The sequence below is a fragment of the Pseudomonas fluorescens genome (assembly GCF_900215245.1).
Lineage (GTDB): Bacteria > Pseudomonadota > Gammaproteobacteria > Pseudomonadales > Pseudomonadaceae > Aquipseudomonas > Aquipseudomonas fluorescens.
In genome coordinates this window covers 2,054,676-2,081,526 of sequence record NZ_LT907842.1, presented here as the reverse complement: position 1 = coordinate 2,081,526, position 26,851 = coordinate 2,054,676, and the positions used below count along the sequence as shown (strand labels likewise).

Genomic DNA, 26,851 nt, shown 5'->3' with positions numbered 1-26,851 from the left:
GGACGCTCCTCTATTTGCGGTATATGTCATGCACAGACGTCAGCTCCTCAACCTGCTGCTGCTCAGTCCCCTGTTCACCTTGCCTTTGGGGGCCTACGCCACGCAGATCCGCAATGCGCGCCTGTGGCGCTCGGACGATAAATTACGCTTGGTGTTCGACCTCAGCGGCCCGGTGCAATACAAGACCTTTTCCCTGACCTCTCCGGAACGGTTGATCATCGATCTGAGCGGCGCCGGGCTGTCGGGGGATTTTTCTCAGTTGGCGTTGAAGAACAGCGGGATTACTTCAATCCGCTCCGGGCATTTCGGCAAAGGCGACACACGCATCGTGCTGGACCTGGCCACGCCGATGCAGCTCAACAGCTTTCTATTGCCGCCCCAGGATGGCCAAGGTCATCGCCTGGTGCTCGACCTGACCAACGCCACTCATGCCCCTCGCCAAATCGCAGCGGAACCGCCGCCTCTGGTTGCGCCGGTCGATAAAGCACATCCCAAGCGCGACATCATCGTGGTGGTTGACCCCGGCCACGGCGGCAAAGACCCTGGCGCCATCGGCTCCAGGGGCCAGCGCGAAAAGGACGTGGTGCTGTCCATCGCCCAATTACTGGCCAAACGTTTGAAGCGTGAGAAGGGCTTTGACGTGAAACTGGTGCGCAACGATGACTTCTTCGTGCCGCTGCGCAAGCGTGTGGACATTGCCCACCAGCACAAGGCCGATATGTTTATCTCGGTGCATGCTGACGCCGCGCCACGACTGACGGCATCCGGGGCCTCGGTGTATGCGTTGTCTGAAGGTGGCGCAACTTCCGCCACGGCGCGCTTCATGGCGCAGCGTGAAAACGGCGCGGACCTGCTGGGTGCCACAACCTTGCTCAATCTCAAGGACAAGGACCCGATGTTGGCCGGGGTGATTCTCGATATGTCGATGAACGCCACCATCGCTTCCAGCCTGCAGCTGGGCAGCTCAGTGTTGGGCAGCCTGCAAAGCATCACCACGCTGCACCAGAAACGCGTGGAGCAGGCTGGATTTGCGGTACTTAAATCACCGGACGTCCCCTCTATTCTGGTCGAGACCGGGTTTATCTCTAATACCCAGGACGCCCAGCGGTTGGTGACTGCGCGTCATCAAAAGGCGGTGGCGGATGGTCTGTTCGAGGGGCTGAAAAAATACTTCGAAAAGAACCCTCCGATGAACAGCTACATGGCCTGGGTTCAAGAGCAGAAGAACGGCCAGGTCTAACAGCCGGTCATACGGCTGCACGTGAACTTGGCACTGGCACCACCTGAGCTGGAAAACCGGTTGAGGGTGGTCCAGCCCACGCGCCGTGTGTAGCCGACCCACGCCTCTCCGTCGGACGCTAACCCAGTAAAGAACGTCAACTGCCCATAGCGGCTGTTGGTTTGTGCCCAGTAGCGTTTGCCGATCACCTCGAACCCTCGCAAGTACGTGGTGCTGCCCACGGTCGCCACGCTGTAGGCGTTCCCCAGCGGGTCCACGCAGGCCAGCAGGTTGGCGCTGCGCGTGCAGTTTGCCAACAGGCTTGGCGGTTGAGCGCAGGCAGGTCCTGCCGCTGCCAATAACAGGGCGCACAACAGGCGTTTCATGGCGATTCTCGGGGTAAGGAAGGGCTCAAGCATTGCGCCCTTCGTCGTGGTGAGCAAGTCGGATTGGCTTATTTGTGTTGTTATACTATAACATAAAAACACAGCCTGACCCGTGACCCGCTTCCCATGACTGAACAAGACCTCCTGGCCCAACCGCCCGCCGACTACATGAATGAAGCCCAGCAACGGTTCTTCCGTGAACTGCTGCTTGCCCAGCGTACTGAGCTGCAGGCGCGCATCGAGGGCGAGTTCCTGGCGCTGCGTGAGCAGGAAACCAACAGCGACCCGGCCGACATGGGCAGCGCCGAAGAACAGCGCCAGTGGCAACTGCGTCTGTTAGAGCGGGAAAAGAAGCTGTTGGACAAGATCGACGACGCCCTCGAATTGCTGGCCCGCGGCGAGTACGGCTGGTGCCGTGACACCGGCGAATCGATTGGTCTGCAACGCTTGCTACTGCGCCCCACCGCAACCTTGTGTATAGAAGCCAAAGAACGTGAAGAGCTGCGCGAACGCCATCGACGGGCGATTTGACCGGCCAACCCTGATGAGGAATACCTGATGCCCGATCGTCTCCCCGTTACCGTGTTGTCCGGTTTTCTCGGCGCCGGTAAAAGCACGCTGCTCAATTACGTCCTGCGTAACCGCGAAAACCTGCGGGTGGCGGTGATCGTCAACGACATGAGCGAAATCAATATCGATGGCAGTGAGGTTCAGCGTGATGTCACCCTGAACCGCTCCGAAGAAAAACTGGTAGAAATGAGCAACGGCTGCATCTGCTGCACCTTGCGTGAGGACTTGCTGGAAGAGGTCGGAAAACTCGCCAAGGAAGGTCGGTTCGATTACCTGTTGATCGAATCCACTGGCATTTCCGAGCCATTGCCGGTGGCCGAAACGTTCACCTTCCGAGATGAAAACGAGCAAAGCCTGGCCGATATCGCGCGTCTGGACACCATGGTCACCGTGGTGGATGGCATGAACTTCCTGCTCGACTACCAAGCCGCTGAAAGCCTGGCCTCACGCGGCGAAACCCTCGGCGAAGACGATGAACGCTCGATCACCGACCTGTTGATCGAGCAGATCGAGTTCGCCGACGTGATCCTGATCAGCAAGATCGACCTGATCAGCAGCTGCGAGCGCGAAGAACTGATGGCCATCCTCGAGCGCCTCAACGCGCAGGCAGAAATCATCCCGATGGTCATGGGTGAGGTGCCGCTGAACAAGATCCTGAACACCGGCCGCTTCGACTTCGAACGCGCCGCCCAGGCCCCAGGCTGGTTGCAGGAATTGCGCGGTGAACATGTACCGGAAACGCAAGAATACGGCATCGCTTCCACGGCTTATCGTGCGCGCCGGCCATTTCATCCGCAGCGCTTTTTCAACTTCATCGACCGTCCGTGGGTAAACGGCAAACTGCTGCGCTCCAAAGGCTTTTTCTGGCTGGCCAGCAAGCACCAGGATGCGGGCAGTTGGTCCCAGGCCGGAGGGTTGATGCGCCATGGTTTTGCTGGGCGCTGGTGGCGTTTTGTGCCGAAAAGCCAATGGCCTCAGGACGAAGAAAGCGTGGCAGCGATCATGGGCAACTGGCAGCTGAGCACCGGCGATTGCCGCCAGGAACTGGTGTTTATCGGGCAAAACATCGACTTCAGCCAGATGCGCGCCGAGCTGGACGCCTGTTTGCTCACGGATGAAGAAATGGCCCTGGGTGTCGACAGTTGGCGCCTGCTGGCCGACCCCTTTGGCCCTTGGTATGAAGAGGTCGCGTGATGTTGGCACCGGTTATTCCCCTGCGTCCCGTGATACGTCAGACCCACGGTGAAACCCCGCTGGCACTGTCCGATATCCTGGAAGACGGCGTAAATCTGGCGTTATGGCAGCGCCAGTTGCCCCATCATATTGCCGAGTTCGGCGCCTTGCTGGTGGCGCTCAATGAACCGTTGGCCGATGCCCTGGTGATCGAGCTTAACCAGGACGACGCTGAGCCGAATTTGCAGGGTTTGGCGTCCAGTTGTCGTGATCTTGAAGGCTACGAAGGGTTTATCGCCGATGTGTCGTGGCTGGTCAGCGCGTTCGCCTGCCTGCTCGGTGCCAAGCGTATAGGCGTGCGTTTGCGGCTGTTGGACAAAGCCATGTGCCCACGTTTTCACGTTGACCATGTGCCCGTTCGGTTGATTACCACCTATGCCGGAGTCGGTAGTCAGTGGTTGCGCGAAGGGGTGATGGACCGCCGAAAACTGAGCCAACCGGATGCCGAACCGACTGAGCGCATTGAGCAAATCCACTGTGGCGAGGTGGCCTTGCTCAAGGGCACCAAGTGGCACGGCAACGAAGGCCACGGCCTGATCCATCGCTCGCCCGCACTCAAAGCCGATGAGCGACGGTTGATCCTGACGCTGGATTGGCTGGCATAACCGGGTAGGATCAAGCTCTCTATATGGTCTGAATGATGCCCCTCATGCTGCAGAACATTCCCACCCACGTGATTGCCGGGCCGCTGGGCGCCGGCAAGACCAGCCTGATCAAGCACCTGCTGGCGCAACGCCCGGCCAACGAGCGCTGGGCGGTACTGATCAATGAATTCGGGCAGATTGGTCTGGATGCGGCGTTACTCACTCAGGACGATGATGGCATTGCCTTGGGTGAAGTCGCCGGTGGCTGTTTGTGCTGTGTGAACGGCGCACCGTTCCAGGTAGGCCTGGGCCGCTTGTTGCGTAAGGCTAAACCGGACCGGTTGTTTATCGAGCCCTCGGGTTTGGGCCATCCCGCGCAGTTGCTCAAGCAATTACGTGGGGCGCCCTGGCAACACGTGCTGGCAGTCCAGCCCTGTGTGTTGGTGCTGGATGCCCAGGCATTGGCGGCGGGCAAACCTTTGCCGCCAGCGCAGCGCGAGGCCTTGGCCAGCGCCGGGTTGCTGGTGTTGAACAAGGACGAAACGCTGGATACCGCGCAGCGCCAAGCCGTCGAACGCCTATTACCCGACTGCCCGCTGCACTGGACCCGCCAGGCACACTTGCCGCTGGCGCGGTTGCCGGGCCTCCACACTCAAGCCGGCGCCGCTGTGGATAACGTTGAGGTGCCCAGCGGCGTGGCGCAGATGCCAGCCATCTGGAGCGATCCGACACTGCCCATCTGCCTGAGCCAGGCTCAAGAGGGAGGCTGGAGCATCGGGTGGCGCTGGCACCCGAGCCAGCAATTCGACACCGGGCGCCTGGACCATTGGCTCACAAGCCTTGCGTGGCGCCGCGCCAAACTGGTTATCCACAGCGGCCATGGATGGGTCAGCGCCAACGCTGTGGATAACAGCCCACTGGCTTGGCAACCCAGCGAATGGCGGCGCGACTCGCGCATTGAATTGATTTTCAGCGAGCCACAGGACGTAGTCGCATTGCAGAGCGCGCTGTCCGCCTGTCGTCAGTGACGCGTCTTGGTGGCGTGGTCCTGGCGCCACTGGCTTAGCTCGATCACTTCTGCGCTGGGCAGCGGCGTCTTGATCTCGAACGGGTAGGGCGCCAGTTCAATCTGCGCGCTGTGGGCGCCGAACTGGGTGATAGTCCCGGGATGGCGGGTTTCGCCGGTCACGGTGAACTCAAAGTTATAGATACGTGCCAGGCGCCGACGACCCTTGGCATCCCTCACAAAACCGATGCGTTTTAAAGCCACCGCACCGTCGAGCAGTTCGATATCGAGCTTGGCGCAATGCTGCTTGACCCGCTCCAGCGCCCGCTCGCGCAGGCCGTGGTTGTGCCACACCCAAGCGGCGCCAGTCGCCAGCAGCATCAACACAAAGATGTTTCCCAGGGTCAGCATGCGATGAACTCCAACAAAGTGAGAGCAGCTTAACTGTGTCTCTGGTCTGTCGTATAGGCCGTGTTTAGTCGCATACTGCGCGGCCAGAATTTCAACGGCTTTACGGAAATCTCCCGCATGAAACGCACACCTCATCTGCTTGCGATCCAGTCTCATGTGGTCTTTGGCCACGCCGGAAACAGCGCCGCCGTGTTCCCCATGCAGCGGGTCGGGGTGAATGTCTGGCCGCTGAACACCGTGCAATTCTCCAATCACACTCAGTATGGCCAGTGGGCGGGCGAAGTGTTGGCGCCGCAGCAAATTCCGGCATTGGTGGAAGGCATTGCCGCCATTGGCGAGCTCGGCAACTGCGATGCGGTGCTGTCCGGCTACCTCGGCAGTGCAGACCAGGGCCGGGCGATTCTGACCGGTGTGGCGCGGATTAAAGCCATCAACCCCAAGGCCCTGTACCTGTGCGACCCGGTGATGGGGCATCCGGAAAAGGGCTGTATCGTGCCTCAGGAAGTCAGTGATTTCCTGCTGGAAGAGGCGGCTGCTATGGCGGATTTCCTGTGCCCCAACCAGCTGGAACTGGACAGCTTTGCCGGGCGCAAGCCGCAATCGCTGTTCGACTGCCTGGGCATGGCCAAGGCATTGCTCGCACGCGGGCCGAAGGCTGTGCTGGTCAAACACCTGGATTACCCGGGTAAGTTGCCGGATGGTTTTGAGATGCTGCTGGTGACTGCCGATGGTAGCTGGCACTTGCGGCGGCCGTTGCTGGCGTTCCCGCGCCAGCCGGTGGGCGTGGGCGACCTGACATCAGGGTTGTTCCTGGCGCGGGTGCTGTTGGGCGACAGCTTGGTGGCGGCCTTTGAGTTCACGGCCGCCGCGGTGCATGAAGTGCTGCTGGAAACCCAGGCCTGCGCCAGTTACGAGTTGGAACTGGTCCGCGCCCAGGACCGTATTGCCCATCCCCGGGTACGCTTCGAGGCCACACCGATCAGTCTGTAGTCACACCAAACCCAGTTTGGGTGCTGGCTTGCCTGCGCTGGCATCACCGCGGTGCAACTTGAAAACCGAGGTGAACCCATCGCGGGCAAGCCCGGCTCCCACACTTGATTGGGTTTACAGCCTGGGATTTACGGCGCGTCGGCTTTGATTTCCTGATAGCGCTTTTCCAGCTCCTGGCGAATCTGCCGACGCTGCTGGGCCTGCACAAACCGGCGCTTGTCTTCGCTGTTCTGCGGCTGCAGCGGCGGTACGGCGGCGGGTTTGCGCTGGTCGTCGACGGCCACCATGGTGAAAAAGCAGCTGTTGGTATGGCGCACCGAACGCTCACGGATGTTCTCGGTCACCACCTTGATGCCCACTTCCATCGAGGTGTTGCCGGTGTAGTTGACCGAGGCAAGGAAGGTCACCAGCTCGCCGACATGAATCGGTTCGCGAAAAATCACCTGGTCGACCGACAGTGTGACGACGTAGCGGCCCGCGTAACGGCTCGCGCAGGCGTAGGCCACTTCGTCGAGGTACTTGAGCAGGGTGCCGCCGTGGACATTGCCTGAGAAGTTGGCCATGTCAGGGGTCATCAATACCGTCATCGACAGCTGGGCGTTTCCGGGTTCCATAGCACACTCACGGGTTGTAGGCATTGGTTGGGGGAGGCACCTCTGCGGGTGCTGAACGCTTTGCAGCGCGCTCCCTAACGGGACGCCGGCGGGTCGCTTGCCGTCACGCGTGCAGCGATCTGTTTCCATATATTGCACCGGCTTTCTGCCGGAAGTCGCGGTGTTACCCTTCAAACGCCCATCTCAGGGCATTTCTTACGATCAAGGCAGACTTTTCCTTCCGCTCTTTGCGACTGTTCAAAGGTGCGAGTGGAAGTGGGAAAAGCGCCAGTACCCTCAAGGAGCCCCTCGCCATGCACGCCATCAGCTTTATTCAGGACTTGGCCGTGATCATGCTGGTAGCAGGGGTTGTGACTGTCCTGTTTCATCGTCTCAAGCAGCCCGTGGTGCTGGGGTATATCGTCGCCGGGTTCATCATCGGCCCCCACACCCCGCCATTTGGCCTGATCCATGACGAAGACACGATCAAGACCCTTGCCGAGCTGGGGGTGATCTTCCTGATGTTCTGTCTGGGCCTTGAGTTCAGCCTGCGCAAGTTGTTCAAGGTCGGTGCCACCGCGTTTATAGCGGCGTTCCTCGAAATCATTCTGATGATCTGGATCGGCTACGAAATCGGCCGCTGGTTCGACTGGAACACCATGGACTCGCTGTTCCTCGGCGCGATCCTGGCGATCTCCTCGACCACCATCATCGTCAAGGCACTCAATGACCTGAAGATGAAAAACCAGCGGTTTGCCCAGCTGATTTTTGGCGTATTGATTGTTGAGGACATCCTCGGCATCGGCATTATCGCCTTGCTGTCGAGTATTGCCGTCAGTGGTACGGTCAGCTCCGGCGAGGTGTTTTCCACGGTCGGCAAACTCTCGCTGTTCATGATCGTCGCGCTGGTCATCGGTATTTTGTTGGTGCCGCGTCTGCTGGCCTACGTGGCCAAGTTCGAAAGCAACGAGATGCTGCTGATCACCGTGTTGGGCCTGTGTTTCGGCTTCTGCCTGCTGGTGGTCAAGCTGGAATACAGCATGGTGCTGGGCGCGTTCCTGATCGGCGCGATCATGGCCGAGTCCCGCCAGTTGATTAAGATCGAGCGCCTTATCGAGCCTGTTCGCGACATGTTCAGTGCGATCTTCTTTGTCGCCATCGGTTTGATGATCGACCCGCAAATCCTGCTGCAGTACGCCTGGCCGATCGCGGTGATTACCGTTGCGGTGGTGCTGGGCAAGATGTTGTCCTGCGGCCTGGGGGCTTTTATCGCTGGCAACGACGGCCGCACCTCACTGCGGGTTGGCATGGGGCTGTCACAGATTGGCGAGTTTTCATTCATCATCGCTGCGCTGGGCATGACGCTGCAGGTCACCAGTGACTTCCTCTATCCGGTGGCGGTTGCCGTTTCGGCAATTACCACCTTGCTGACGCCTTACTTGATCCGCGGTGCCGACCCGTTGTCGTTAAAGATTGCCTCGGTGATGCCTAAGCGCATGAGCCGGGTATTTGGGATGTATGGCGAATGGCTGCGCAGCATCCAGCCTCAGGGTGAGGGTGCAATGCTGGCGTCGATGATCCGCAAAATCATCCTGCAAGTGGGGGTCAACCTGGCGCTGGTGGTGGCGATCTTCTTCACCGGCAGCTTTTTCGCGGTGCGTATCGGCGGTTATCTGGAAGGCTGGATCAGTGATCCGAGTTGGCAGAAGGCATTGATCTGGGGCGCGGCGTTGCTGTTGTCGCTGCCGTTCCTGATTGCGGCGTATCGCAAACTAAAGGCGCTGTCGATGTTGCTGGCGGAGATGAGCGTGAAGCCGGAAATGGCCGGGCGGCATACCCAGCGCGTGCGGCGGGTGATTGCCGAACTGATCCCCATCCTCTCGTTGCTGGTGATTTTCCTGCTATTGGCAGCCTTGTCGGCCAGTATTCTGCCGACCAACAAGTTGCTGGTGCTGATTGCCGTCGTCACGGCCGCGGTAGCGGCCGTGCTCTGGCGGTGGTTCATCCGCGTGCATACGCGGATGCAGGTCGCCTTGCTGGAGACGCTGGATAACCATAAGGATACGCCGGAGCACTAGAGGCCCGGGCGCTGCGACTCAGCTTTCCAGCCAGACGTCCCGCGCCCAGTGCCATACCGATTCCCAGGTCTCTTCGGTGACGAGTTCTTCTTCGCCGGACCACAGCACCACGGTGCCGTCTTCTTCGACGCAGTAGTAGTCGTCGCCGTCCTGGCAGATCGGGATCATGCTGCGGTCAACACCGGCATCCCAGGCGTTGGCGGCCACGTCCGGCAGGTAGGTATGGGACTGCGGGTCGGTGACGGTCACCGGCTCGAGGCTGCCATACACCACGTCGCTGACGGTCAGCAGGAATTCGCGGAAGACAAAGGGGATGTCGATGAACAGTTGTTCTTCGATTTCCACCAGTTGGTCTTCGTCAGGCAGCTCCAGAGGAACCGGGACCGGTTCGTTGGCTTCACGCAATTGTTCGATGATTTCTTCCACGGCCGGGATCCTCTTGCTAGATGGCGCGGTTTATAGGGGCGTTTTATACAGTAGCTCGCTATAAGTGCAACCGTGAAATAGAAAACCCCGGAACATGTCCGGGGTTTTTATCACCAAGTGCTCAAACGCGCAGCTATCAGCCGTTCTGGCGGATACCGGCGACCAGCCAAGGCTGGTTGTCGCCTTGGGCGCGCTCCATGTTCCAGCTTTCGCTGAACACTTCGCCCTGGTCGAAACGTGAAGTCTTCGACACGCCACTGAACGTCAGGGTCGCGATGGTCTTGTCGGCGCGATCATCCACACCGTCCAGCTGGACACGCAGGTCGTCGATGTAGGTCGACTGGAAGCCGTCGCCCAGGTCGGCGCGTTCGCGCTTGAGGAAATCCAGCAGTTGCGGGGTCACGAACTCGGAGATCTTGTCCATTTCGTTGGCGTCCCAGTGTTGCTGCAGGGACTGGAAGTGGCTGCGGGCCGCTTCGACGAAACGCTCTTCGTTGAACCAGGCCGGTGCATTGATTACCGGACGGGCGGCCGCCGGTGCAGCCGAACCACCGAAGATCGAACCCATGGCTGGTTTTTGCTCGAACACTTCACGCTGCATCGGCGCGCCGGCTGGAGCCATGTGCTCCTGCTGCTTGCGGCGACGGGCGGCGATAAAGCGGAAGATCAGGAAGGCGATGACCGCCATGATCAGGATGTCGAAGATCTGCATGCCCTGGAAGCCGCCGCCCATGAACATGGACGCGAGCAGGCCACCGGCGGCGATACCGGCCAGAGGGCCTAACCAGCGCGAAGCACCGCCGGCCTTGGCTGCCGCGCCAGCCGCACCGGCTGCGCCTGCGGTAGCCGCTGCGCCGCCGGCACCGGCGGCGGGAGCCATTTGGCTGGTCTGGTGAGTCGGTGCCGAGCCCATGCTTTTGCCGCCACCGAAGCGCTTGGCGTTGGCGTCGAGGCTCATCGTCAGGCCGATGCACAACGCCATGGCGATGCTAAGAAAACGTTTCATAAAGGGAATTCCCATTTGTGGATTGCACGCGCGCCATGTTGCACAGGTGTCGTGACAGTGGCTAGCGACATAATGTTTCGGGCTTTTGCGTAGGACCGAATCAGAATGGCCTGTAGGACTTATTACTGATATTGGCCCGCGCTTGTTAAAAACAAGGGCGGGCCAACAACCTTCATGCAGTGAAGATGTATCAGATTGCTTCGAGCTTCGCGTAGCCCATCATCAGCCACTTGCTGCCTTCGGCGAAATTCACCTGCACCCGTGCCTGGGCGCCGGCGCCTTCGAAGTTGAGAATCACGCCTTCGCCGAAGATCGCATGTTTGACCTGCTGGCCAAGGCTGAAAGGGGTTTCCGGGATCTCGGAACCGGCAAACATGCTGCTGGAGTTCTGCTGCTGACCGCCGCCGAACGGGCGGCTGACACTGTTGGACAGGCGCACTTCCTGGATCAGCCCCTTCGGCACTTCACGTACGAAGCGCGACACCTTGTTGTAGGTCTCGCTGCCGTACAGGCGTCGGGTCTCGGCATAGGTCATCACCAGGTTCTGCATGGCACGCGTGATGCCCACGTAGGCCAGGCGGCGTTCTTCCTCAAGGCGGCCGGGCTCTTCCAGGCTCATCTTGTGCGGGAACAGGCCTTCTTCCATGCCCACCAGGAACACATACGGAAACTCCAGGCCCTTGGCGCTGTGCAAGGTCATCAGCTGGATGCTGTCTTCATGCTCATCGGCCTGGGTATCGCCGGCTTCAAGCGAGGCATGACCAAGGAAGGCGGCGAGCGGGGTCAGCTCTTCATCGTCTTCGGTATTTTCGAACGCGCGCGCGGCGCTGACCAGTTCCTCAAGGTTTTCTACCCGGGCCTGGCCTTTCTCGCCTTTTTCCGCTTCGTGATAGGCAATCAGCCCGGACTGCTCGATCACGGTCTGGGTCATCAAGTGCAGCGGCATTTCTGCGCACTTGGCCGCCAGGTTCTCGATCAGTTCGACAAACACACCCAGGGCACCGGCGGCGCGGCCGGTCAGGCCCTTATTGGCGATCAGCAAGCGCATGGCTTCCCACATCGACACATCGGCGTGGCGCGCATGGTCGCGAATAGCCTCGACGGTTTTTTCGCCGATGCCACGCGCCGGGATATTGATCACCCGCTCCAGCGCCGCATCGTTGCCACGACCTTCCAGCAAGCGCAGGTAGGCCATGGCGTTCTTGATTTCCGCCCGCTCGAAGAAGCGCTGGCCGCCATAGATGCGGTACGGAATGCGTTCGCGCAGCAGGGCTTCTTCCAATACCCGCGATTGGGCGTTGGAGCGATACAGAATGGCGATATCGCTGCGCGCCAAACCGGTTTTCAGCGCGCTCTCGATGGTTTCCACCACATAGCGCGCTTCATCGTGCTCGTTGAACGCGGCGTACAGGTTGATCGCTTCGCCTTCGCCGCCGTCGGTCCACAGCTCTTTGCCCATGCGCCCGGTGTTATTGGCGATCAGCGCGTTGGCCGCCTTGAGGATGCCGGCCGTGGAGCGATAGTTCTGCTCCAGGCGGATGGTGATCGCGTCCGGGAAGTCGTCGGAGTACTGGTAGATGTTCTCGATTTTCGCGCCGCGCCAGCCGTAGATCGACTGGTCGTCGTCGCCCACCACCATCAGGCTGTCACCGCCCTTGGCCAGCAAGCGCAACCAGGCGTACTGCACGGCGTTGGTGTCCTGGAACTCGTCCACCAGAATGTGCCGGAAACGCTTCTGGTAATGCGCCAGCAAGCCGGGGTTGTCGCGCCACAGGTCGAGGGCGCGCAGCAGCAGCTCGGAGAAGTCGATCACGCCGGCGCGCACACAGGCTGCCTCGTACGCTTCATAGATGCTGCGCATGGTCGCCAGGAACAAATCGCCGCTGGCCTGGATATGTTGCGGGCGCAAGCCTTCGTCTTTCTGGCCGTTGATAAACCATTGCGCCTGGCGCGCAGGCCAGCGTTGTTCGTCGAGGCCCAGTTCGCGGATCACGCGCTTGACCAAGCGTTGCTGGTCGTCGCTGTCGAGGATCTGGAACGTCTGGCTCAAGCCCGCTTCTTGCCAGTGCGCTCGCAACAGGCGATGTGCCAGGCCGTGGAACGTGCCCACCCACATGCCGGCGGGGCTGATGCCCATCAACTGCTCGATGCGGTGACGCATCTCGGCAGCGGCCTTGTTGGTGAAAGTCACCGACAGGATCGAATGCGGGGACGCGTTTTCGACCTGGATCAACCAGGCGATACGGTGCACCAGCACGCGGGTTTTACCGGAGCCAGCACCGGCCAGGACCAACTGACGGCCAACGGGGGCTGCTACGGCCTGGCGTTGGGCATCGTTGAGGGAGTTCAGCAAAAGAGAGAGATCATCGCGCATCGACGCATTCTATGGGCCTAACGGGAGTGGGGCAAATCCCAATGCCGGGTGGTCGATGGAAAACAACCGGCGTGCCCGTGGCCGGGCAAACTTTCTACCGCGGGTGATGACTGGTTGGTCATGGGCCACAGCCCGCGCGGGCCCTCGCTCAAGCAGTCTGGCTCCAAGGTTTGCGGCCGATTCCAGGGCGGTCTTTATGACGTGGAGCAGTTTGGCCCAAGCGCTTGCTTGTGTATGCTCCGTCCACGTTTCGGGCTCACCATTATAAGAACACTGCCTATGACCCTCAGTCCTGATCTGTTCGGCCCCCCGGCGGCGCCCGCGCAGGTCATCCGTAAACATTACGCAACCGAGATGGCGGTCGAGCGCACTCGCCTCTTGTATCAGGGGTCATTGCTGCCGACGTTATTGATGTTGGTCAACGGCCTGGTGTGTGCCTGGTTGCTGTGGAACCCCAAGCAATATGTGTTGGACAGCATCTGGCTGGTCTGGCTGCTCGCCCTGGTGGCGCTGCGTGTGATCCAGGTAGCGGCTTTTGATTCGGCGATGCCCAGCCGCCAGGCCCAGCCGATCTGGCGACGCATGTTCATGCTGGGCTCGGCGGTCAGCGGCCTGACACTGGCGACTGCCGCCATCGCCCTGGTGCCGGTTGACAGTTTCATGCAGCAAGCCTGGGTGTTCGGCCTGATCGGCGCCGCTACGCTGTCGGCCAGCGTGGCCTATGCCGTGAGCCTGTCCGCGTTCCTGTCATTTGCCCTGCCGTGCCTGGTGCCGGCGATTGTCTATCTGTTCTGGAATGGTGCCCCGCAGCAGCAAGGTTGGGGTGTGCTCGGCCTGATTCTGCTGGCCTCCTTGAGCCTGGTGGCGTGGCAGGTCAACCGCCTGATTCAGCGCGGGTTGCTGCGGCGCTTCCAGAACCAGGCGCTGATCGAGCATCTCCAGCAGGCGCAGCAGCGCAGCGAGCAATTGAATCAGGAACTGGTGCGTGAAGTTGGCCAGCGCCGTCAGGTCGAACAGGAATTGCGCGAGGCGCAAACCGGTCTGCAAGACCGCGTGGCGCAACGCAGCCAGGAGCTGGACGCCGCCAGCCTCGCCCTGAACAAAAGCGAAGCGCGCCTGGCCATGGCCCTGCAAGCCAGCGAACTGGGCTTGTGGGACTGGAACCTGCAAACCGATGAAGTGCACCACACCCAACTCAAGGAGCTGTTCGGCCTGGAGCCTGAGTACGTTACGGCGATGCTCAGCCATCTCAAGCCACGCCTGCACCCCGACGACCTGCCGCTGCTCAAGCGCGCCCTGGTGGAACACCTCAAGGGCCGCAGCGAGGATTATCAGGTCGAATACCGCGTGCGCCATGGCGCAGGCCATTGGGTGTGGATCGAGGACCGTGGCCGCGCCGTGGAGCGCACGCCCAGCGGACGCGTCACGCGCATGCTCGGCACTCGCCGCGACATCAGCGCCGGCAAGGCCCTTGAAGAGCAGCAGCGCCTTGCCTCGACGGTGTTCGAAGCCGCCAGCGAAGGCATCGTGATTCTCGACCCGGAATACGTGCTGATTGCTGTCAACCAGGCCTTCAGCCGTGTCACCGGCTTTGAAATCGACGACATGATTGGCCGCAATGTGGTCGAACTGCCCTGCAGCCGTGACGCCCGTCGGCATTTTCCGGTGATCCGTCAGGCGCTGCTCAGCCACGGCACTTGGCAGGGCGAGTTGGTGGAAACGCGCAAAAACGGCGAGCTGTACCCGCAATGGCTGCAATTGAATGTGGTGCGCGATGCTCGCGGAAAAGTCAGCCATATTGTGGGCTTCTTCGCCGATCTGTCTGCGCGGCGTGAATCCGAAGAGCGCATGCGCTACCTCACTCACTATGACGAGTTGACCGGCCTGGCCAATCGCTCGCTGTTTCGCGAACGGCTGCGCGAAGCTCACCAACGTGTACGCCAGGGCGGGCGCAGCCTGGCACTGCTGCATATCAACCTGGACCGCTTCAAGCTGCTTAACGACAGCCTCGGCCATGAAGTCGCGGATCAGCTGTTGCAGAAAATGGCGCGGCGGTTGATCAATGCCTTGCCCGAAGCCGACACCATTGCGCGGCTGTCCGGTGATGAATTTGCCGTGCTGTTCGACGCCTACGGCAACTTGTCGAGCCTGGCGCGCGTGGCGACGCGGCTCCTGGCCAAATTGCGCGTGCCGGTGACGGTAGAGGGGCATGAGCTGGTGGTCAGCGCCTCAATGGGCGTAAGCCTGCTGCCGGATAATGCGCGGGAAATTTCTGCGCTGGTCAGCCAATCGAACATGGCCATGCAGCACGCCAAACACTTGGGCGGCAATAATTTCCAGTTCTACACCGACAGCCTGCAAGCCAGCACCCTGGAGCGTTTGCAACTGGAGAACCACTTGCGCAAGGCCATCGACGAGCGCCAGCTCACGGTGTTCTACCAGCCGAAACTGTGCCTGGCCACGGGCAAACTGAACGCTGCCGAGGCGCTGGTTCGTTGGGAGCATCCGCAATGGGGCATGGTGCCGCCAGGGGACTTTATCGGCCTGGCCGAAGAGACCGGCCTGATCGTACCGCTGGGCGAGTTCGTGTTGCGCCAGGCGTGTTGGCAGGCGTGTGAGTGGCAGCGCCAGGGGCTCGCACCGATTCGGGTGTCGGTGAACCTGTCAGTGCATCAGTTGCGCCAGGGCAAGCTGGTCAGCCTTGTGCGCCAGGTACTGGAAGAAACCGGCCTGGACCCGCAATACCTGGAGCTGGAGCTGACCGAAAGCCAACTGCTCGACAGCGTTGAGCACATCATCGCCACCTTCCAGCAGCTACGCGATTTGGGCGTGAAGCTGGCCATTGACGACTTCGGCACAGGCTACTCGTCCCTCAGCTACCTCAAGCGTATCCCGGTGGACTACGTGAAAATTGACCAGACCTTTATTCGCGGGCTGGGCCAAGGCCGTGAAGACGCGGCCATTACCCGGGCGATTATTGCCATGGCCCATGGCCTGGCACTTAAAGTGGTGGCCGAAGGGGTGGAAGATCAGCAGCAGCTGGATTTCCTGCGAGGGGAGCGATGCGATGAGGTGCAGGGCTACCTCATCAGCCGGCCGATGCAGGCCGAGGGGTTGGCAGATTTGTTACGGAAAAATGCAGATTTTTCTTAATGACGCCAAGGCCGCCCATGCGGCTACAAAGCCTCTGCCCTTTGAATCAGAGGGCAGCAGGGCGATTTAGTGATGCATCGGACGGGCAAAACGACAATTCTTGTAGTATAACTACAAGCTTGCTACATCCCTGGCACCCGCCAATAACAAGAGTCCTGCCCTTTGAACCTGTTGCAACATATCGCCCAGTCGCGCCACCTGTTACGCAAATCGGAACTCAAGGTTGCCGATCACGTGCTGCTTGATCCTGCGGCTGTGATGCACAGTTCCATGGCCGACCTGGCCCACAGCGTGGGCATCAGTGAGCCGACCATCGTGCGCTTCTGCCGCGCCATCGGTTGCTCCGGGTTCCAGGACTTGAAACTCAAGCTGGCCCAGAGCCTGGCAGCGGGTGCGAGTTTCGGGCAGTTTGCGATTCACGAAGACGATTCCGTCGCCGACTACAGCCTGAAAATCTTCGACACCACCTTGCACACCCTCATGGAAGTGCGCGAGAAGCTCGACCCGGTGGAGCTGCAGAAAGCGGTGACGGCCATGTCTCAGGCGCAGCGTGTGGAGTTTTATGGCTTCGGCGCGTCTGGCGCCGTTGCTGCGGATGCCCAGCACAAATTCTTCCGCCTGCTGCTCACTGCGGCGGCGTATAGCGACCCGCACATGCAGGCGATGTCGGCGGTCACGCTGAAACCGACTGACGTGGCCATCTGCATTTCCCAGTCCGGTCGCTCCAAAGACTTGCTGATTACCGCCAACCTGGTGCGTGAAAGTGGCGCGACGCTGATCACCCTGTGCCCCAGCCAGACGCCGTTGGCGGAACTGTCCACGGTGAACCTGGCGATTGATGTACACGAAGACACCGAGATCTACACCCCGTTGACCTCGCGTATCGCCCATCTGGTGGTGATCGACGTGCTGGCGATGGGCGTGGCCATGGCGCGCGGGCCGAGCCTGGTCAACCACCTCAAGAGCGTTAAACGCAGCTTGCGCAGCCTGCGGTTGTCGCCAAAATCGGTCAAAGCCCTCGACGATTAATGGGGGGTACGCAGGTCAGTGTGGGAGCGGGCTTGCTCGCGGATGCAGAGCGTCAGTCACTATAAGTATTGGCGGCCCGGTCGTATTCGCCAGCAAGCCTGTTCCCACATTGGGATTTCCTACCGATCCAGAATATTCATCGTCCTGTAACCCCTGCGCCGCCAAACCGTCATCCCCTGCGCTCATCCTGACCTCCCCGTACTCGCATTGGGAGACTCAAAATGGCCCGGCAATACGAAGACAGCAGCACCGTCAAAACCCGTCGTCAGCAGGAAGATCAGCGCCGTATGGCGTTCCGTCGCGCAATCGAAGACCGTTGCGAGGAGCGCCAATTGCTCAAGAGCATCAGTGACTACCCGGAACTCCACTGGCAGGCACCCGCGGCTGCCCAGCGAAGCGTTCAGCCAGCGCGCTGATCTGCACCCGTTCGCTGCGGATAAAGCCCAGGAACGCATGGGCCACCGGTGACAAGCGCTTGGCTTTGGCTTGCACCAGGCACCAACTGCGGTACAGCGGCAGTTCCTCCACCGGCAGCTCCTTGAGCCCGCCGGTGGCCAGCTCCAGGTTGACCGCGTGGCGCGTCAGCAGCGCCACGCCCAACCCCGCGCTCACACACTCGCGCTGCGCCTCGGCCGAGGCCACTTCCACCGTCTGGGTGAAGTGCACGCGCTTTTCCTTGAAGTACTCCTCGCAGGCCATTCGCGTGCCCGACCCCGGTTCACGTGTCAGCAGCGTATAAGGCTCCAGGTCTTGCAGGCGCAGCGGACCTTGCTGGCTCAACGGGTGATCGAGGGGTGCCACGGCGACAATCGGGTTGTTGAGAAACGGCAGGAATTCCAGGCCCATGTCCTGGGGCACCATGGACATGATCACCAGGTCATCGCGGTTATCTGAAAGCCGGCGAATCACCTGGGCGCGGTTGACCACCGTCAGGTGCAGTTGGACCTCGGGGTGCTGGCGCTTGAAGGCGGCAAACAGGTGCGGCACGAAGTACTTGGCGCTGGACTCCACCGCCAGTTTCAGTTGGCCCTGCAGCGAGCCCTGCATGTCCGACAGCTGCATATCGAGGTTTTCCAAACGCCCGAAAATATCGCGGCTGGCCCGTTGCAAGGCTTCGGCGGCCTCGGTCATGTAGAGCTTTTTGCCGACGTAATCAAACAGCGGTTGGCCGATCAGCTCTTCCAGCTGGCGAATTTGTAGGCTAACGGCCGGCTGTGTGAGGGACATTTCTTCGGCTGCGCGGCTGTAGGAACGCAAATCACACACCTCATTAAAGATCTGCAACTGCCGTAATGTCATACGCATCAATGACTTACGCATTATTTAAGTCCTCTCGCCTCGGGCCGGTCGGCCAACTATAAGTCTTTACTTATGCACGACCCAATAATTATTGATTTTTGTTAATCCTTCGGTGCGCATAGTGTGTGTCTCGCGACTGTCATGAAACATTTGGTCACGCGCCGACCCTGATTCAGAGGGTTGAAGAACGCAGCAATCGGCTCAAGGGAATTTCCAAGTGATAAAAAAGATCCTGATCGCCAACCGTGGTGAAATTGCCGTACGAATCGTGCGTGCTTGCGCCGAGATGGGCATTCGCTCGGTCGCGGTCTATTCCGACGCCGACCGCCATGCGTTGCACGTCAAACGTGCCGACGAAGCCCACAGCATTGGTGCCGAGCCCCTGGCCGGTTACCTGAACCCGCGCAAGCTGGTGAACCTGGCGGTGGAAACCGGTTGTGATGCGCTGCACCCCGGCTATGGTTTCCTGTCGGAAAACGCCGAACTGGCGGACATCTGCGCCGAACGTGGCATCAAATTCATTGGCCCGTCGGCAGAAGTCATTCGCCGCATGGGCGACAAGACCGAAGCGCGGCGCAGCATGATCAAGGCCGGTGTGCCGGTCACGCCGGGCACTGAAGGTAACGTTGCGGACATCGCCGAAGCCCTGACTGAAGGTGACCGCATTGGTTACCCGGTAATGCTCAAGGCCACCTCCGGCGGTGGCGGTCGCGGTATCCGTCGTTGCAACAGCCGCGAAGAACTTGAACAAGCCTTCCCCCGCGTTATATCCGAAGCCACCAAGGCGTTCGGCTCGGCGGAAGTGTTCCTGGAAAAATGCATCGTCAACCCCAAGCACATCGAGGCGCAGATCCTCGGTGACAGCTTCGGCAACGTGGTGCATTTGTTCGAGCGTGATTGCTCGATTCAGCGCCGTAACCAGAAGCTCATCGAAATTGCCCCAAGCCCGCAGCTGACCCCTGAACAGCGCGCCTACATCGGCGACCTGTCGGTGCGCGCTGCCAAGGCCGTGGGTTACGAAAACGCCGGCACCGTGGAGTTCCTGCTCGCCGAGGGCGAGGTGTACTTCATGGAGATGAATACCCGGGTGCAGGTGGAACACACCATCACCGAAGAAATTACCGGCATCGACATCGTGCGTGAGCAGATCCGCATCGCCTCGGGCCTGCCACTGTCGGTGAAACAGGAAGACATTCAGCACCGTGGCTTCGCGTTGCAGTTCCGCATCAACGCCGAAGACCCGAAGAACAACTTCCTGCCCAGCTTCGGCAAGATCACCCGTTACTACGCACCCGGCGGTCCCGGCGTGCGGACCGACACGGCGATCTACACCGGCTACACCATCCCGCCGTTCTACGACTCCATGTGCCTGAAACTGGTGGTGTGGGCGTTGACCTGGGAAGAAGCCATGGACCGCGGCCTGCGTGCCCTGGACGATATGCGCCTGCAAGGCGTGAAGACCACCGCCGCCTACTACCAGGAAATCCTGCGCAACCCGGAATTCCGCAGCGGCCAATTTAATACCAGCTTTGTGGAAAGCCATCCTGAGCTGACCAACTACTCGATCAAGCGCAAACCCGAAGAGCTGGCCCTGGCCATCGCCGCCGCCATCGCCGCCCACGCAGGCCTGTGAGGAATATAAGAATGAGCAAGAAGATCTTCGTAACCGACACCATCCTGCGCGACGCCCACCAATCGTTGCTGGCCACCCGCATGCGCACCGACGACATGCTGCCGATCTGCGACAAGCTCGACAAAGTCGGCTACTGGTCCCTGGAAGTCTGGGGCGGCGCGACCTTCGACGCCTGCGTACGCTTTTTGAAAGAAGACCCGTGGGAGCGCCTGCGCGAACTGCGCGCCGCATTGCCTAACACGCGCCTGCAAATGCTGCTGCGCGGTCAGAACCTGCTGGGCTACCGGCATTACAGCGACGATGTGGTCAAAGCTTTTGTCGCCAAGGCCGCCGTCAACGGCATCGACGTGTTCCGCATCTTCGACGCAATGAACGACGTGCGTAACCTGCGCGTGGCCATCGAGGCGGTCAAAGCCGCCGGCAAACATGCCCAGGGCACCATCGCCTACACCACCAGCCCGGTGCACACCATCGATGCGTTTGTGGCCCAGGCCAAGCAAATGGAAGCCATGGGTTGCGACTCGGTGGCCATCAAAGACATGGCCGGCCTGTTGACTCCGTACGCCACCGGCGAGTTGGTCAAGGCGTTGAAGGCCGAGCAGAGTCTGCCGATCTTCATTCACTCCCACGACACCGCTGGTTTGGCCGCGATGTGCCAACTCAAAGCCATCGAAAACGGTGCCGATCACATCGACACCGCCATCTCCAGCTTTGCCTGGGGCACCAGCCATCCGGGCACCGAGTCGATGGTCGCCGCCCTTAAAGGCAGCGAGTTCGACACCGGCCTCGACCTGGAACTGCTGCAGGAAATCGGCCTGTACTTCTACGCCGTGCGTAAGAAATACCACCAGTTCGAAAGCGAATTCACCGCCGTCGACACCCGTGTGCAAGTCAACCAGGTGCCGGGCGGGATGATTTCCAACCTGGCCAACCAGTTGAAAGAGCAAGGCGCACTCAACCGCATGGGCGAAGTGCTGGCTGAAATCCCACGGGTGCGTGAAGACCTCGGTTTCCCGCCATTGGTGACGCCGACTTCGCAGATCGTTGGCACCCAGGCGTTCTTCAATGTGCTGGCCGGCGAACGCTACAAGACCATCACCAACGAAGTGAAGCTCTACCTGCAAGGCGGCTACGGCAAAGCGCCGGGCACGGTGAACGAAAAACTGCGTCGCCAGGCGATCGGCAGCGAAGACGTGATCGACCATCGACCGGCTGATTTGCTCAAGCCGGAAATGACCAAGCTGCGCGGCGAAATCGGTGCGTTGGCCAAGTCCGAAGAAGACGTGCTGACCTACGCCATGTTCCCGGACATCGGTCGCAAGTTCCTCGAAGAACGCGACGCCGGCACCCTGGCCCCTGAAGTGCTGTTGCCGATCCCTGAGGCTGGCGGTGTGGCCCGTGCCGGTGGCGAAGGCGTGCCGACCGAGTTCGTTATCGACGTGCACGGCGAAAGCTACCGCGTCGACATTACGGGTGTTGGCGTGAAGGCTGAAGGCAAGCGTCACTTCTACCTGTCCATCGACGGCATGCCGGAAGAAGTGGTGTTCGAACCGCTCAACGAGTTTGTCAGCAGTGGCGGCAGCAAGCGCAAGCACGCCACGGAGCCGGGCCATGTCAGCACGGCGATGCCGGGCAATATCGTCGACGTACTGGTCAAGGAAGGCGACGTGGTGAAAGCCGGCCAGGCCGTGCTGATTACCGAAGCCATGAAAATGGAAACCGAAGTGCAGGCAGCGATTGCCGGCAAGGTGACCGCCGTTCATGTGGCCAAGGGCGACCGGGTGAACCCTGGCGAGATCCTGATTGAAATCGAAGGCTGATTCAGCCTTCGACACTACCGCTTAATCCTCGGGGGGGCAGGTGCCCCCCTTTTTTTTGCCCGGGATTTACTGCTCGGCGCGGTTAAAAGCTCATCTTCCATTGCCCCATCAGGCCCTGGCTTTGGCTTCGGCTGCCGGTTTGGGCGTTATAGGCCAGGCCGACGGAGTGTTGGCTGGATAAGGCGAGGTCCAGGCCGGCTTGCACGTCGAGGCTGTTGCGGTCCAGTGATGTGCCGGTGATGTTGAAGCCGTCAATCAGGCCCGGCGCGTAGCGATAGGATTGACGCACCTGGCTGCCGACTTCGCCGTAGAGGCGTTTCCAGCCGGCACTCACGTGGGGTGTGAGGCTCATCCGGTTGTCGAATCGGTACACGGTGGCCAGCCGCAGGCCAAGGGTGCTGCTCAGATTCTGCTGGGTTTGTGAGCCGACATTCAACGCGCTCAGGCCAGCCTTTTCCTTGAAGCTGTTGCGGTGATAACGCTGATAGCCAATGCCTGCAAAGGGTTCCACGTGCAGGTCCGCACTGCCCAATTGGTAGCCCAGCTCGGAAAATACGGTTTGGCTTTGGGCGCTGTAATCGCCTCTTATCTGTTCCTTGTAGCTGAGCAGGTTGACGCTGCGTTTGTTTTTCCCGGTGTGATCGCTATAGATCGCCCCCAGGCGCAGAGCCAATGGGCCGTCCTGGCGCACCGCGTAACCGCCCAAGTGCAAGCTGTCGAGCTCACCCCGAAAGTGTTGGGCGCTCAGCTCACTGGAAGATTTTGCCCCCATCACACCGACTCGCCAGGCGTCGGCCACCGCCCAATCGGCGCCCAGCATCAGGCCTTTGGTGTCATGTTTGAGGCCGTCGCTGCCGCCTCGCTTGTCGAGCTTGCCGTCGTTGCCCAGGCCTTGCACCCAGAAGTGGCCATCGCCGTCAGTGGGCAGCGTGCGCAGGGTTGAGAGCAACTGGCTGCTGATTTGTCCCGTGACGGCCTGGGTTGCACCCGCCAGATTGGCATTTTGGCTGCCCGCCAATTGTTCGAGCGCAGCGCCGGTCCCTCCGGGCTGGCCAGCCACATCTTCACCGAAGCGTTGCAGTGCGTTGACCTGTGCTCTGGACAATTCACCGGACGCCAGCAGGCGACTCAATGCGGGTTCCAGGACCTTGGCGACCTGCAAACCGTTATGCGTGGTGGCCTGCCGAGTGAGGTAACCGTCGATGGAGGGTGCTTGCTCTACGGGGGTGTAAAACCCCGCGTCGTTAAATGCGGGGAGGGGATCAAATACGGAGGGTGTTGAAGCGATATCACCTCGCGCATACGCGGGTTGCAGGCTGGCCGCACTGATCGTAAGGGCTATGAGCAGGGCAAATCTGTGATGTGTAAGGAGCATGTAATCCCGACCTCTGATGAATGAGGCCGGGAATTTAGCGAGGTAGCGGGGTGATAACTGTCAGGTCATCGCCCCTTGGTTTGCGGGAGCTTTCTCTAGTACGGCGCGATTAAAAACTCATCTGCCTTTGCCCCGTCAGCGCATCTGTTGTTGCGGATGGCTGTGATGCTTTGAAGGCGTTGGGCTGCAAGGTGGGCAAAGGCGGCTGAACCCATCGTTTGAAATCGCTGAAGATCTAAAGTGTGGTGCTGTGTTGTCAATGCGAATCAGGCTCGGCACTCGGCCAGTGTCTTCAGCTGGCCGGAACGGCTCTGGTTCGCCTCGGACAACCACGCCTCAAACCCGGCCTCAAGGGTTGGCCATTCAGAATCCAGGATCGAATACCACGCCGTATCGCGGTTCTGGCCCTTGACCACCATGTGCTGGCGAAACACGCCTTCAAAGCTGAACCCCAATCGCTCGGCCGCGTATTTTGAGCGTGCATTGCCGTTGTTGCACTTCCATTCCAGGCGACGGTAGCCCTGTTCAAACGCGTACTTGGCCAGCAGGTACACGGCCTCGGTGCTTTTCGGTGAGCGCTGCATCGGCGCGCCGAAGGTGACGTGGCCGATTTCGATACGGCCCTGGGCGGGGACGATGGACATCAGGCTGAGGATGCCTTGGACGTCGCCGCTGGCGCGGTCGATGATGCTGAAGAAATACGGGTCGCTGTGCTGGGCATGGTTGTTGAGCCAGGTATCAAACGCGCCGCGTTCGGTAAACGGGCCGTAGGGCAAATAGTCCCACAGCTTCGGGTCGGCGCCGGGGCCATTCAGGGCTTCAAACAGTTTGTCGCTATGGCGGGCCGGGTCGAGTTTTTCCAGGCGAATGTAGCGCCCTTCAAGCAACTGAACCGTGGGCGCGGGGACGCCTTTCCAGTCGGCGGGTGAGATAGGCATGCTGCGCTCCTTAAAGACTTAAAGACCTTTGCGAAATTGAATGAAACCGGGGCGTTCGGCAATGCGTTCATACAATTGAATTGCCGTGGCGTTGGTCTCGTGAGTCAGCCAATGAACCTTGCAGCAGCCATCGTGCTTGGCGGTGGCGTAGACGAATTCGATGAGCTTACGCCCCACGCCGGTACCGCGTTGCGCCGGGTCCACCAGCAAGTCCTGCAAGTAGCAGGCGTTTTCGATGCTCCAGTTGGAACGGTGGTAGATGAAGTTGACCATACCCACCGCCTTGCCGTCCTGCCAGGCGAGGGCCGAATGAGTCAGCTCGCTGGCGTCGATCAGGCGTTGCCAGGTGTTTTGGCTGACGGCGTCCGGCAGTTCGGTGTTGTAAAACTTCAAATACGCTTGCCACAGCGGTAACCAGGCACCGTGGTCGGCGGCAGTCACCTGGCGGATGTCGATCTGGCTCATTCTGAAACTCCTTGGGGAATAAAGCGGGCGAGGGTCTGGTCGCGCACATCCACGCTGGCAGCCAGGCCCTCGCGTACGCCTGCGATGTCGGCCGGGTTGCGGTTCTGGCTGAGTTTGCGCTTGCCGAGCAGGCGCTCGATCGGCAGGGCGAAGCCGACGATGGCCTTGAGCATGCCGTCGATGTAGTCGGCGGGGGCGTCGCTGACTTTCCAGGGCTGGGCGCGGCGGCCTTCGTGACGGTCGGTGAGGGCGCTGACCACCGTCAGCAGGCGCTCAGCGTCGGTAAACACCTCGGCTTTGCCATAGGCATGTACAGCGAGGTAATTCCAGGTCGGCACCACTTTGCCGTGCTCGGCCTTGGACGGGTAAAACGCCGGGCTGACATAGCCTTCGGCACCGGCAAAGATCACCAGGGCTTCGCTGCCATTTTGCAGCTCGCGCCACTGCGGATTAGCCTTGGCGAGGTGCCCGTAGAGCGTGCCATTCGGGCCTTCGTCGGGGTTGAGCAGCAGCGGCAAGTGGCTGGCTTGCAAGCCTTGTTCGCCCAAGGTAACCAACTGCGCCAGGCGGGTGTGCTGGATCAGTTGCTGCAGTTCAGGCAAATCTTCGAGAGCAAAGGCGCGTGGTGTGTACATGAAATTTTCCTTGGCGAATGCCTGCATCCTAGGCAGGCTAATGGTTCGTTGTAAGAGCCATCTAGCACCAATTTCATGGGTCCAATATGCCGCCTGTTTCGCCGCCGTTGTTATTCAACCCCGCAGGCATTGAGCTGGATCGCCGTCAGGGCCTGACTCGCCAGCTCTACGGCGCGTTGCGCCAGCGAGTGCTGGACGGGCGGCTGGTCAGTGGTACACGGTTGCCGGCCACTCGCGACTTGGCGGCAGCACTTTCAATCTCGCGCAACAGTGTGGTGCGCGCCTACGATCAGTTGTATGCGGAGGGGTTTATTGAGAGCCGGGTGGGTGATGGCACTTATGTGGCCCAATTGCCCACGCCAAAAAAACTATCCACAAAAGTATCCACAGGGTTTTCCACAGGCTTACCCACAGCCTTATCCACAAAATGGGCGGATTTGCCGGAAGATCTCGACAATGAAGTTATCCACAGCGCGGGCTTGGCGCGGGTAAAAAACAACCACCTTTCCCTGCCTCCCGCGGGGCCACCTCGAGCATTTCGCGTGGGGGTGCCGGCCTTTGATCTGTTTCCGTTTGAGGTGTGGGCCAAGCTGAATGGGGCGTTTTGGCGCAAGCCGGACCTGCAACAGCTTTGCTATGGCGACCCGGCCGGTGACAGCCGTCTGCGTGGTTTGATCGCCGCTTACCTGCGCAGCTCACGGGGCATGCAGTGTTCGGCTGAGCAAATTGTAATCACCTGTGGTGCGCAACAGGCAATCAGCCTTTGTGCACAGTTGCTGGTGGAGCCGGGAGACCAGGTAGCGGTGGAAAATCCGGGCTATCGCGCGGCTGGGCATGCATTTGCCCTGGCGGGTGGCCGACTGCAGGGCGTACCGGTGGACGGCGAGGGGATTGATTGCCAGGTGCTCAACACACTGGATGACTGCCGTGTGGCGTATGTCACGCCTTCTCACCAGTACCCGTTGGGTGTGGTGATGAGCCTGGCGCGGCGCCTGGAGCTGCTGGCCTGGGCTGAACGTACGGGCGGCTGGATCATCGAAGACGACTACGACGGAGAGTACCGCTACAGCGGCGCGCCTCTGTCGCCGTTGGCGGCGTTGGATCGCAGTGGCCGCGTGCTGTACGTCGGCACCTTCGGCAAGGTGGCGTTCCCGGCCTTGCGCCTGGGCTACCTGGTATTGCCGGCGGGCCTGGTGGACGCATTCACCCGGCGTCGCGCCGTGGACATGCGCCATTCTGAAGTCAGCACCCAGGCGGTGATGGCCGAATTCATGGCCGCCGGGCATTTCCAACGCCACATTCGCCGGATGCGCCGCGCTGCGCTGAGCCGGCGCAATGCTTTGTTAGCCGGTTGGCCGGACGGGTTACCCGGCGTCGGCGCCTTGCCCAGCGTTGCGGCCGGGCTGCACCTGACAGTGCGAGTGGACAGCCTGGCCCGCGAGCAGGTGTTGCTCGCACAGGCCCATGCGGTAAATGTCGAGATCAACGGTTTGAGTAGCTATTGGCTGGCTGGCAAAAGCCCATCATCGGACCAGCGCGCAGGCCTGGTGATGGGGTTTGCCGCCGTGCCAGAGGCGGCCATTGCACAGGCGCTGGCACGTTTGCGCCAGGCGTGGCAGGCATAAAAG

At 60.6% G+C, this 26,851-nt stretch carries 24 protein-coding genes; 13 read left to right on the top strand and 11 right to left on the bottom strand.

Going from position 1 to position 26,851, the window contains the following annotated elements:
* Positions 1–28: 28 nt before the first annotated feature.
* Positions 29–1,240: an N-acetylmuramoyl-L-alanine amidase gene (locus tag CPH89_RS09800; RefSeq protein ID WP_053258740.1), complete on the top strand. Its 1,212-nt coding sequence runs from the start codon at positions 29–31 to the stop codon at positions 1,238–1,240.
* On the opposite strand, the gene CPH89_RS09795 is transcribed toward CPH89_RS09800, so the two are convergent.
* Complete coding sequence (locus CPH89_RS09795) at positions 1,237–1,605, bottom strand: hypothetical protein (RefSeq protein ID WP_053258739.1); 369 nt, start codon at positions 1,603–1,605, stop codon at positions 1,237–1,239. The two genes, CPH89_RS09800 and CPH89_RS09795, sit on opposite strands and share 4 nt — an antisense overlap.
* 126 nt (positions 1,606–1,731) lie before the next feature.
* Between CPH89_RS09795 and dksA the strand changes: the two genes are divergently transcribed.
* The 4 genes from dksA to CPH89_RS09775 are packed head-to-tail and all read left to right on the top strand — an operon-like array spanning position 1,732 to position 5,020.
* Positions 1,732–2,136 (top strand): RNA polymerase-binding protein DksA, encoded by a 405-nt coding sequence (gene dksA, locus CPH89_RS09790; protein ID WP_053258738.1) that lies wholly within the window; start codon positions 1,732–1,734, stop codon positions 2,134–2,136.
* Between the two features lie 27 nt (positions 2,137–2,163).
* Entirely contained in the window at positions 2,164–3,369 is a 1,206-nt protein-coding gene (gene zigA, locus CPH89_RS09785) for a zinc metallochaperone GTPase ZigA (RefSeq protein ID WP_053258737.1), read from the top strand.
* The gene (locus CPH89_RS09780) at positions 3,369–4,013 is read left to right on the top strand and encodes a DUF1826 domain-containing protein (RefSeq protein ID WP_053258736.1); all 645 of its coding nucleotides are present in this window, start codon (positions 3,369–3,371) and stop codon (positions 4,011–4,013) included. The genes zigA and CPH89_RS09780 overlap by 1 nt, the downstream gene beginning before the upstream one ends.
* Positions 4,014–4,057: 44 nt before the next feature.
* Positions 4,058–5,020, top strand: coding sequence for a CobW family GTP-binding protein (locus CPH89_RS09775; RefSeq protein ID WP_053258735.1), 963 nt, complete (start codon positions 4,058–4,060; stop codon positions 5,018–5,020).
* Here CPH89_RS09775 and CPH89_RS09770 read toward each other — a convergent pair.
* The gene (locus CPH89_RS09770) at positions 5,014–5,409 is read right to left on the bottom strand and encodes a DUF3301 domain-containing protein (protein WP_053258734.1); all 396 of its coding nucleotides are present in this window, start codon (positions 5,407–5,409) and stop codon (positions 5,014–5,016) included. The genes CPH89_RS09775 and CPH89_RS09770 overlap by 7 nt on opposite strands.
* A gap of 117 nt (positions 5,410–5,526) precedes the next feature.
* Here CPH89_RS09770 and pdxY point away from each other — a divergent pair, with 117 nt between their 5' ends.
* The gene (pdxY, locus tag CPH89_RS09765; RefSeq protein ID WP_053258733.1) at positions 5,527–6,399 is read left to right on the top strand and encodes a pyridoxal kinase PdxY; all 873 of its coding nucleotides are present in this window, start codon (positions 5,527–5,529) and stop codon (positions 6,397–6,399) included.
* 128 nt (positions 6,400–6,527) lie between these two features.
* Here the strand turns inward: pdxY and CPH89_RS09760 are convergent, their stop codons facing one another.
* Complete coding sequence (locus CPH89_RS09760) at positions 6,528–7,013, bottom strand: acyl-CoA thioesterase (RefSeq protein WP_053258732.1); 486 nt, start codon at positions 7,011–7,013, stop codon at positions 6,528–6,530.
* 293 nt (positions 7,014–7,306) lie between these two features.
* Here CPH89_RS09760 and CPH89_RS09755 point away from each other — a divergent pair, with 293 nt between their 5' ends.
* Entirely contained in the window at positions 7,307–9,070 is a 1,764-nt protein-coding gene (locus CPH89_RS09755; RefSeq protein ID WP_053258731.1) for a cation:proton antiporter, read from the top strand.
* Between the two features lie 18 nt (positions 9,071–9,088).
* Here the strand turns inward: CPH89_RS09755 and CPH89_RS09750 are convergent, their stop codons facing one another.
* The 3 genes from CPH89_RS09750 to uvrD form a co-directional block, all read right to left on the bottom strand.
* Positions 9,089–9,496, bottom strand: coding sequence for an SMI1/KNR4 family protein (locus CPH89_RS09750; RefSeq protein ID WP_017739032.1), 408 nt, complete (start codon positions 9,494–9,496; stop codon positions 9,089–9,091).
* 136 nt (positions 9,497–9,632) lie between these two features.
* Positions 9,633–10,502: a Tim44 domain-containing protein gene (locus CPH89_RS09745; RefSeq protein ID WP_053258730.1), complete on the bottom strand. Its 870-nt coding sequence runs from the start codon at positions 10,500–10,502 to the stop codon at positions 9,633–9,635.
* Positions 10,503–10,692: 190 nt separating this feature from the next.
* Positions 10,693–12,876: a DNA helicase II gene (gene uvrD, locus CPH89_RS09740; RefSeq protein WP_053258729.1), complete on the bottom strand. Its 2,184-nt coding sequence runs from the start codon at positions 12,874–12,876 to the stop codon at positions 10,693–10,695.
* 279 nt (positions 12,877–13,155) lie between these two features.
* On the opposite strand from uvrD, the gene CPH89_RS09735 reads away from it, so the two are divergent.
* From CPH89_RS09735 to CPH89_RS30560, 3 genes are all read left to right on the top strand, one after another.
* Positions 13,156–16,029, top strand: coding sequence for an EAL domain-containing protein (locus tag CPH89_RS09735; protein ID WP_053258728.1), 2,874 nt, complete (start codon positions 13,156–13,158; stop codon positions 16,027–16,029).
* 162 nt (positions 16,030–16,191) lie between these two features.
* Entirely contained in the window at positions 16,192–17,058 is an 867-nt protein-coding gene (hexR, locus tag CPH89_RS09730) for a transcriptional regulator HexR (protein ID WP_010168370.1), read from the top strand.
* 221 nt (positions 17,059–17,279) lie between these two features.
* On the top strand, positions 17,280–17,474 hold the full coding sequence (locus CPH89_RS30560; RefSeq protein ID WP_073636665.1) for a PA3496 family putative envelope integrity protein: 195 nt from the start codon (positions 17,280–17,282) through the stop codon (positions 17,472–17,474).
* Here the strand turns inward: CPH89_RS30560 and CPH89_RS09720 are convergent.
* A complete protein-coding gene (locus tag CPH89_RS09720; RefSeq protein ID WP_053258727.1) occupies positions 17,404–18,378 on the bottom strand; it encodes a LysR family transcriptional regulator in 975 nt (324 codons plus the stop codon). The genes CPH89_RS30560 and CPH89_RS09720 overlap by 71 nt on opposite strands.
* A 196-nt stretch (positions 18,379–18,574) precedes the next feature.
* Between CPH89_RS09720 and CPH89_RS09715 the strand changes: the two genes are divergently transcribed.
* Together CPH89_RS09715 and oadA are read left to right on the top strand one after the other, a co-directional pair.
* Complete coding sequence (locus tag CPH89_RS09715; protein ID WP_003213442.1) at positions 18,575–19,990, top strand: acetyl-CoA carboxylase biotin carboxylase subunit; 1,416 nt, start codon at positions 18,575–18,577, stop codon at positions 19,988–19,990.
* Positions 19,991–20,001: 11 nt separating this feature from the next.
* Positions 20,002–21,810 (top strand): sodium-extruding oxaloacetate decarboxylase subunit alpha, encoded by a 1,809-nt coding sequence (gene oadA, locus CPH89_RS09710; RefSeq protein WP_053258726.1) that lies wholly within the window; start codon positions 20,002–20,004, stop codon positions 21,808–21,810.
* 82 nt (positions 21,811–21,892) lie between these two features.
* Here the strand turns inward: oadA and CPH89_RS09705 are convergent, their stop codons facing one another.
* The 4 genes from CPH89_RS09705 to CPH89_RS09690 form a co-directional block, all read right to left on the bottom strand.
* Positions 21,893–23,185, bottom strand: coding sequence for an autotransporter outer membrane beta-barrel domain-containing protein (locus CPH89_RS09705; protein WP_053258725.1), 1,293 nt, complete (start codon positions 23,183–23,185; stop codon positions 21,893–21,895).
* A 266-nt stretch (positions 23,186–23,451) separates the two neighbouring features.
* Positions 23,452–24,123 carry a GNAT family N-acetyltransferase gene (locus tag CPH89_RS09700; RefSeq protein ID WP_053258724.1) on the bottom strand — a complete coding sequence of 224 codons (672 nt, stop codon included), beginning with the start codon at positions 24,121–24,123 and terminating at the stop codon, positions 23,452–23,454.
* 18 nt (positions 24,124–24,141) lie between these two features.
* Positions 24,142–24,588 (bottom strand): GNAT family N-acetyltransferase, encoded by a 447-nt coding sequence (locus CPH89_RS09695; RefSeq protein ID WP_053258723.1) that lies wholly within the window; start codon positions 24,586–24,588, stop codon positions 24,142–24,144.
* On the bottom strand, positions 24,585–25,223 hold the full coding sequence (locus CPH89_RS09690; protein WP_053258722.1) for an FMN-binding negative transcriptional regulator: 639 nt from the start codon (positions 25,221–25,223) through the stop codon (positions 24,585–24,587). Before CPH89_RS09690 ends, CPH89_RS09695 begins: the two co-directional genes overlap by 4 nt.
* An 86-nt stretch (positions 25,224–25,309) precedes the next feature.
* On the opposite strand from CPH89_RS09690, the gene pdxR reads away from it, so the two are divergent.
* Positions 25,310–26,848 carry a MocR-like pyridoxine biosynthesis transcription factor PdxR gene (pdxR, locus tag CPH89_RS09685; protein WP_053258721.1) on the top strand — a complete coding sequence of 513 codons (1,539 nt, stop codon included), beginning with the start codon at positions 25,310–25,312 and terminating at the stop codon, positions 26,846–26,848.
* Positions 26,849–26,851 lie beyond the last annotated feature (3 nt).